Source organism: Clostridium sp. AM27-28, assembly GCF_003480955.1.
GTDB lineage: Bacteria > Bacillota > Clostridia > Lachnospirales > Lachnospiraceae > Otoolea > Otoolea fessa.
Window position 1 is genome coordinate 1 of sequence record NZ_QUJT01000023.1, and the last position, 8,595, is coordinate 8,595.

Consider the following 8,595-nt stretch of genomic DNA (forward strand, 5'->3'; position numbering starts at 1 on the left):
AAAATATCCTGATCTTGTACCACTTTACGACGAGATCTATAACAAGCATAACCACAGCTACTTTAAAGCACTTGAAGTAAAAGCTGAGGAAATGGCTAAGAAGCATGATTGTTCCTTTGTGGATAATGAAATGCCTTATGGCAGAGTCCCGCAGGGACATCCGGTGATCGTAGATTATTTCTATCATGAGGAAATCCGAGGGACAGAGAATACAGGAAAAAGAAATCGTTAATCTAAACGAAAATTAAACTGATGATGGTGGAGAGATTTATTTATCGCCATTTGAAAGCGAGAAGTTCTTGTTTGAAAAATAGAGAAATTGTAAAATTGAAGAAAAAAGAAATGCACAGTTCTTAGCTTATCGGGAGCTGTGCATTTTTGTAAATAAATACTTTTAATTAGCCGATACACACAAAAGATTGGAAAGTCATTTGGAAAAGCAGAGGATAATGCACTTACTATAAGGCATTTACTCATGCTCAAATTGGAAAAACATTGTTTCACCAATTCAGGAATCTTTGGGCAATCAGTATAGAAAGAAAGTTTATTTATGAGCACACAACAAAAAGTAATCAAAAAAGCAATCGTAAAAAAATACGATTGCTTTTTTGCGCATTTCTGCATATAATATATAAGACAGAAATGGAGGCGATTGATATGCGTGAAACAAGAACATTAGAGTTCAAGGAAACGATTACCAACACTTTTTTAAAAACAGTCAGTGCTTTTTCAAATTATGACGGCGGAACCATCTTTTTTGGAGTGGATGATGATGGAAATATAAAAGGTTTGCCGGATGTAAAACAAGCCTGCTTGGATATTGAAAATAAAATCAATGACAGCATTACACCGCAGCCGGATTATACGCTTGAGGTACAGAATAATGACCAGACGATAAAGCTTACTGTGAAAAGCGGATTACAGAAGCCGTATCTATATAAATCGAAAGCATACAAGCGGAATGATACAGCAACGATAGAGGTAGATACTCTGGAATTTTCAAGGCTTGTATTGGATGGAAAAAATATTCGATTTGAAGAATTGCCTTGCAAAGATCAGGAGCTGTCCTTTGAAATTTTACATCGTAAGCTGAAAGAGACTGTCCGGATTGAAAATTTTGATAAGGACACACTGAAGACATTGAACTTATATGACGATGTAAATGGATTCAATAATGCAGCAGGGCTTTTGGCAGATAAAAATCATTTTCCGGGAATCGATATTGTCAAATTTGGAGAAAATATCAGCATCATTCAAAAGAGATCGACTTTTGAAAATATATCGGTTTTAGAGGTTTATGAAAAGGCAATCGATGTATTCAGAGACTATTACCAATATGAAGTAATACAAGGTGCTGATCGAAAGAAGATGGAAAAAGTACCGGAAGCTGCTTTCCGGGAAGCAATCGCCAATGCTCTGATTCATAGAGTGTGGGACGTGAATTCGCAAATCAGAGTTTCGATGTTTGATGATCGAATTGAAATAGTTTCTCCTGGCGGATTGCCGTCTGGAATCACAGAGGAAGAATATCTGTCTGGTAAACTTTCTGTTTTAAGAAATAGAAATCTTGCCAATGTATTTTACAGATTGGGATTTGTAGAGATATTCGGAACGGGAATTACAAGAATAAAACAACTGTATGCAGAAAGTTTGATAAAACCGGATTTTGAAGTTTCAGAAAATGCGATAGAAATTGTGCTTCCGATATTTGAAAAAAATGCGGATCTGACAGAAGACGAAATCGTGATCTATAAACTTTTAAGCAAGACGATGTTGAAGCCAATCAGCGAAGTTGCACCATATGTACCTTTCGGTAAATCAAAGACAATAAAGCTGCTAAAAGAAATGTGTCAAAAAGGTGTGATTGCAGTGGAAGGAAAAGGCAAAGGCACAAAATATATCATTAGATAAGACTTTAATTTCCAAAGTAATGTTTCGGAAATTAAAAAAGCAGAAGGTTCATTTGCATTAGGTGCAGTTAATTGTGCAATGGCTTCCTGCACAAATCATGAGAGAGATTGTACTTCTGGATAATTTGCGGCGGAACTTATGCGTTTACAAATGGTGTACTTACGTTGACTTCGTGCCATAGTTGGGCACCTCCTTATTCTCTTGATTATACTATGAAATCCTTGAGAATAGGCTGTCAACTTTATTTATACACCATCAAAAAGAGTGAGTGCGGTATAACACTGGGAGAAAAAATAGGGCTGCTGTACGAGTGGTAAAATTTACAGCCATTTGTACAGCTTTTACCTACTAAGAGTAAGAAATAATATGCTAAGATATATCGAGATAGGGTTCTAAGGAGAAATAGATAGAACCCTTGTAAATACAAGGAAAATAGAGGTTATACCAAGCTATGCGAGAAAAAATAAAAGTGCTCATGGTTTGCCACGGCATTATTTGCAGAAATCTCTAAAATCCTCTGTAATATCAAGGTTTTTCAAACTTGAAGGTGGTGCTACTACACCACTACTACACCAGTGAGTCTCGATGTGACAAAAATTTTGAAATCGAGGTCAAGGTTATGAAAAACAAAAAGAGTATCAACAATATCGAATACATATTGGTTGGAGATTACTACATCCCGGATCGGAAGTTTCCCAATGAGGAACGCCCTATCGGAAAATACGGACGGATGCACCGAGAGTATTTGAAAGAGCATAACCCAATGATGTTCAATGACCTGGTTCTGGAGGGGCAGCTCTGGACTTACCTTGCCGATTTGAACGAGCAGGCACAGGAGCGTTTGTCCCTGATTGTTGAGCAGATGAAGGCCGCTGAGGGCGTGACAGAGGAACTGAAAGCAGCCGACCAGATGGCATGGCTCGGAGCTATGAACAGTATCCACAATCGAGCGGAAGAGATTGTGATTCATGAGTTGGTTCTGTAATAAGGAGTAAAATAAGCAAGACTGGATGTTATTCTACGGGAGATTGCATCCAGTCTTTTTTGAAAAAAGCTTACTTTTTTGTATGTGAAATATTTTAATGCGAATTAATGCAAAATTTCACTTACAAATCTTGAATAAATGTGCGTAAAATTATTGCTTATTAAAGCATATCTGTTATAATAAATACATACACAGAAAGAAAATAAATGTGAGTGATTTTAAAAACGAAAGTTGGTGAACACGTGGATATTAGAACGATAGCAAAACAAGTTATTATAGAAAAGGATGGCATTGCCAAAGCAGCAGATTTTGTTCAGGCAGGAATTCATGCTGCTGATGTAGTAAACATGTGCAATGCCGGATACCTTGATCGCATTCGACACGGATATTATCAACTTGCTGAGGCGGATACATCTTCTGAAGAACAACTCATTGCAGCGTTGATTCCAAAGGCAATTATTTGTGTGGAATCGGCTCTTTTTCATTATGGCTATAGTGACTTTGCACCTCGTAAATGGTCTATTGCTGTACCGAGATCTATGTCCCGGACAAAGCTGGATGTAGATGTACTGGCTTTGCAAACGTATTATGTTCAACCAGAAATATATGAGCTGGGGAGAGTGACGGATGATTTTTACGGGGTTAAGCTCTCCGTATATGATCGAGAGCGTACGATTTGTGATTGCTTCAAATATCGTTCAAGGCTTGATCGTGAAATATTTAGTAAGGCATTGAATGCTTATGCAAAGGATGAGAAGAAGAATCTGCAAAATCTTTCCATATATGCAAAAAAGCTAAGGGTGTACAAGAAGGTCAACGAATTGATGTCGGTGCTGCTGAATGGCTAATATGGTTGTATCTGTGCTCATGTGGTTACCTGAATTATTTGAAAATTGTATATGAGCATCTTATATAGAGAAAATAATGATAGGAATTATGTGAAAGCGAGGCGATGAGTATGTTAATGAATACGGCTGAGTATCTTTCCATTATTGAAAATATTAAGAGTGAAATTACTGCGGCGCAATATCGTGCGGCAGTTCATGTGAATGCTGATATGTTGCTTCTCTATTATGATATTGGTTGCGTAATCAATGAACATAAATCATGGGGAAACAAGTTTATTGATAACCTTGCAGCAGATATTCGAATTGCTTTTCCAGAAAGCAAAGGATATTCTGTTCGTAATTTGAAGTATATGGCAAAATTCGCAGAGATTTATCCAGACCGAGAATTTGTGCAACAGGTTGTTGCACAAATTCCATGGGGGCACAATATAGTTCTTCTGGATAAGGTCGCTGATATGGATGAACGTAAATGGTATATTAAAAAGTCAGCGGAAAACGGCTGGTCTCGAAATGTTCTTGTCCATCAGATTGAAAGCAACTTGTATCAGAGACAGGTTCTGGCAGATAAGGTCACAAATTTTGAGCACCGCTTACCGTCTCCGCAAAGCGAATTAGCAGTGCAGACTATGAAAGACCCATACGTCTTTGATTTTATTCCTTTTAGAGAAGATATGCTGGAACGGGATATTGAGCAGGCACTTGTTAGGGATGTAACCAAGCTTCTTCTGGAGCTTGGAACAGGGTTTGCATTTCTGGGGAATCAGTATCACCTGAATGTGGGCGGTGATGATTTTTACATTGATTTGTTGTTCTACAACCTGAATCTTCGCTGTTATGTAGTTATCGAATTGAAAACCGGTGACTTCAAGCCGGAATATGCTGGTCAGCTAAACTTTTATCTGTCAGCCGTGGACGGCATTTTGAAAAAAGAGCAGGATAATCCGTCCATTGGTTTGCTTCTGTGCAAAAGCAAAAACAATGTGGTTGCAGAATATTCACTCAAGGATATTTCAAAGCCGATTGGGGTAAGCGAATATAAAATAACCAGTAGTTTGCCGGATGCTCTGGAAAAGCAACTGCCATCTGTTGAAGATATTCAGAAACGGATTAAATGAGTTACTGGCTAATTATCAGACTCTGGACTTACCTTCGGTTGCTTGATTATGGTGGCAGGTGCCCGGAAAGGGCACCTGCGAATGATGCAGGGGCTGATGTATTCAGTCTCAGGGATGCAGTGATCCGACCGGGAGAAATTTGCAAGATACCTTTGGGATTTGGACTTTTGGTTCCTGATGGATATGCGGGTTTTGTATTTCCTAAAAGCGGATTAAGCGCTCAGGGAATTGTGTGTGAATTGCCTCCCATCGATTCCGGTTATACAGGAGAGATTCATGCAATCATTTCAAATGTAGGGAATACAGTCTATGAAATCAAAGCAGATGATAAGATCGGACAGCTTATAATTCTGCCGATTGTGATACCGGACTTTACTTATGAATCATGGAAAGAACGTGGAACCGGAGCATTTGGTTCCACAGGGAGATAAGGATTATTGATGGTGAATATATTATGTATGTGTTATACTAGGTAAAAAGGAGATTTAGTGAACTTTGATCATAATTGTTATTTGTTAAGTTTAAAGAATTGAGGTGGGACATTGATTATTACAATTGGATCCAAGGTAAAAGATGGAGAAGGAAATACATATACATTAACAGAAGAATTAGGTCATGGTGGTTTTGGATGCGTATATAAAGCTGAATGTGAAGCGGATAAATCAGTGTATGCAGTGAAAACTTTATTATATTCATTTGGCGATGAGGCTACAGCAGCGTCTTTTAAAAATGAAGTAAGAATTTCATCAGAAGTAAGTGGGGAGCATGTAATACGTTATATCTATGCACATGATGGAGATGAATATCCTGAACTACCTCCCTATATTATTATGGAGTATGCAGAGGGAGGAACGCTAGCAGACCAGATTGAAGAGCGTAAAAAAACAAATAGTCCATATTCGAAAGAGGAATTGAGAAATCTATTTCTTCAACTTGTTGCTGGAATGAAGTCAATTAATAAAAAATTAGTTCATAGAGATATAAAACCGGAGAATATACTTATTTGTGATGGAATATGTAAAATTACTGATTTCGGACTTGCAAAGGTGGCTTCAGAATCTACTAGAACCATGTCATTTAAGGGATATGGTACATTACAATATATTGCTCCTGAAGCCTGGAAATCAGAAAAGAATACTATTCAGATGGATATTTACTCTATGGGCATAGTATTTTATGAATTAGCTTTATTAGATTATCCATATGACATTACTTCTAACGATGTGGATGCATACAGAAGCGCACATATGTTTTCTAGAATAAAAAGAACGAATGATTTAAAAAATGTTTTAGGAGCAGATGTAGCATCCATAATTTTAGCTATGTTAGAAAAACCTGTTCAGAAGAGATTAAAATCATGGGAGGAGATTGAAGAAAAACTAGGCAATCCATCACTTGAAGCAAATAGTGCTTTAGGAAATATTATAAGTTTAGCTATTGGGAAAAAAATAGAGACTGACACGAGAATACAACAGCAAATCGAGGAGGAAAATCGAAAGAAAAAAGAAAAAGAAGATTTCTGCAATTTAGTGAGGAATCAATTTGAATCAGTTATAGTAGATTTTTTTGAGCAATTCGCTGATGAATATAATATTCATTTGGCTGGAAATGATAAGTGTAGATTACAATCAGCAGGTCGAGGTTATGAACATATGGAACAGTTTTCATATGAACTTACAATTCCTTCTGTTACAAATATTGAAATTAAGTGTAAGGTGATTTTGCCTAATTCGTTTACTCGTACTGTTGATGTGGATAGGGTCTATGGTTTTTCATATATGCAAGGTTCTTTGTATGGTAAGCGTGAAGTAGTATATACTCCGCAGTATAAAAATAAGAATATTATGGGATGGGTTGAAATTAAAAATACCAAGGGTTTAGGATTTAACCTCTGGTTGGTACAAACGGACGATATGTATGGTGATTGGTATATCTTAAGAAATAAGAATAACGGGATATATGGGACACGATATGAGCCAAAACAAGAACCATTTGCATTTGAAATTGACGAGCTTGATGAGGCGTTGAAGGGTATTAATGCATTTAGTCTTTATTCTTCTGAAGTAGAGCCATTTGATAAACAGAAACTGATGGAATTAGTTGCTCAACTTATTAACTAATGCTGTGAAGAATTGAGAAAACAAAGAAAAAAAGTTGGGTATCTTTATGAATAAGACTCTCAATATGAATGATAAAAGCCACAATTGCTGGGTATGCCCTGTATGAGAAGTTCAAAAAGGACAACCCCGATGCCGGTTCCAACCCGTTCTCCCGTTGGTAACAGAAAAGGGCAATCAAGAAAGAATATGCTGCCGCCAAAGCCAGTAAGAAAACCGCTTCGACAACGGCTTCTGCATCCAAGGGTGCAGGCAAGGCAACGGGCAAAGCAGCTCAGGGAGCCAAGAACATCACAGAGAAAGTAACGGAGTTCTGCACCACACACTCTAAAACGATTCTGTTTGTTTTGATTGCCGGACTGCTTTTTATGATTCTCTCAGGGATGTTCTCGTCTTGTTCTGCTATGTTTCAAGGCGGTACGCAGATCGTTCTGGGAACTTCTTTTACCGCAAAAGAGGAAGATATTATCGGTGCGAACAATGATTACAAGGCTTTGGAAGCTGCGCTCCGCAATGAAATCAATAATATCGAGCGTACTCATAGCGGATATGACGAGTACCGGTATGACCTTGATGAAATCAACCACAATCCTTACGAGCTTGCGGCATATCTGACGGTAAAATTCGAGGACTACACCAGAGATGAGGTGCAGGCTACCCTGCAATGGCTGTTTGAGCAACAATATGAGCTGACCCTAACAGAAGTAGTGGAGATTCGTACACGAACAACATCTTCTACTGATCCCGAAACGGGAGAGACAACAACAGAGGAAGAAGATTACGAATATTATATTCTGAATGTGAAGCTCAGAAATAAGGGCTTGAACAGTGTGATTTCAAATTCCGGTTTGTCGGAACAGCGAAATGGATATGGCGCTGCTTATGATGTTTATGAGTGCGTTCATGCAGAACACGGACACAAGCGAACCTGCCCTTACTCCTGACGGCAATCTGACTCTGGTTGACGATGTTGGTTCACCTACGAAAAGCGGAAAGTAATTCATTACTGCCGTTACCAAAAACGGAAACTACTTCTATATCATCATTGACCGTGATGATAAGGGCGAGGAAACCGTGCATTTTCTGAACCAGGTGGATGAAGCCGACCTGCTCAAGCTGATGGACGAGGAGGAAGTTGCAGAGTTCACCAAGCCGGTTGAGGAAACAAAGCCAGAAGTAGTTGAAACGATTCCTGAAATTACAGAACCGGCACCGGAGGAAAAACCGAAATCTAAGAATATGCTCCCGGCGATTCTTACTCTGATTGTGCTTGCCTGTGGCGGCGGTTTCTTCGTATTCAAGAAAGTCCAGGAAAAGAAGAAGGAACAGGAAGCGGCAAAGCCTGCCCCGGATGCTGATTATGTGGACGATGACGAGGACTATGGATACGATCCGGAGTTTGAGGACGATGATGCAGATAGCTCCGTTGACGAAGATGATAATGAACCTGTGTAAACAGGATAGGCTTGATGCCTGGGGCAGCCTTCGGGTTGCCTTTACATATAGAAGTAGTTTTTCAAAAACCGATGTGATATAATTTGTAGCATAGACAAAGTGACAAATCGAAAGTTGGAGGATACACGCATGAAAATTGTAATCATTAATGGAAGTGCCAGAAA

The 8,595-nt window shown here is 38.6% G+C and carries 8 protein-coding genes and 1 pseudogene; all 9 read left to right on the plus strand.

The window, feature by feature from the left end:
* Positions 1 to 232: pseudogene (locus DW720_RS15210) on the plus strand (radical SAM mobile pair protein B); the annotation flags it as partial.
* Between the two features lie 425 nt (positions 233 to 657).
* Positions 658 to 1,911, plus strand: coding sequence for an ATP-binding protein (locus DW720_RS15215; RefSeq protein WP_107001346.1), 1,254 nt, complete (start codon positions 658 to 660; stop codon positions 1,909 to 1,911).
* Positions 1,912 to 2,530: 619 nt separating this feature from the next.
* A complete protein-coding gene (locus DW720_RS15220) occupies positions 2,531 to 2,896 on the plus strand; it encodes a TnpV protein (protein WP_107001347.1) in 366 nt (121 codons plus the stop codon).
* Positions 2,897 to 3,108: 212 nt separating this feature from the next.
* Positions 3,109 to 3,744, plus strand: coding sequence for a type IV toxin-antitoxin system AbiEi family antitoxin domain-containing protein (locus DW720_RS15225; RefSeq protein ID WP_243023787.1), 636 nt, complete (start codon positions 3,109 to 3,111; stop codon positions 3,742 to 3,744).
* A gap of 110 nt (positions 3,745 to 3,854) precedes the next feature.
* Positions 3,855 to 4,859, plus strand: coding sequence for a PDDEXK nuclease domain-containing protein (locus DW720_RS15230; RefSeq protein WP_347560730.1), 1,005 nt, complete (start codon positions 3,855 to 3,857; stop codon positions 4,857 to 4,859).
* On the plus strand, positions 4,856 to 5,290 hold the full coding sequence (locus tag DW720_RS15235; protein WP_118743229.1) for a deoxyuridine 5'-triphosphate nucleotidohydrolase: 435 nt from the start codon (positions 4,856 to 4,858) through the stop codon (positions 5,288 to 5,290). The genes DW720_RS15230 and DW720_RS15235 overlap by 4 nt, the downstream gene beginning before the upstream one ends.
* Before the next feature lie 111 nt (positions 5,291 to 5,401).
* Positions 5,402 to 6,979, plus strand: a complete 1,578-nt coding sequence (locus DW720_RS15240; RefSeq protein ID WP_118743228.1) for a serine/threonine-protein kinase — start codon at positions 5,402 to 5,404, stop codon at positions 6,977 to 6,979.
* A gap of 365 nt (positions 6,980 to 7,344) precedes the next feature.
* Positions 7,345 to 7,920, plus strand: a complete 576-nt coding sequence (locus tag DW720_RS16060) for a CD1108 family mobile element protein (protein WP_243023786.1) — start codon at positions 7,345 to 7,347, stop codon at positions 7,918 to 7,920.
* 58 nt (positions 7,921 to 7,978) lie between these two features.
* A complete protein-coding gene (locus tag DW720_RS15250; protein ID WP_279221051.1) occupies positions 7,979 to 8,431 on the plus strand; it encodes a CD1107 family mobile element protein in 453 nt (150 codons plus the stop codon).
* Positions 8,432 to 8,595 lie beyond the last annotated feature (164 nt).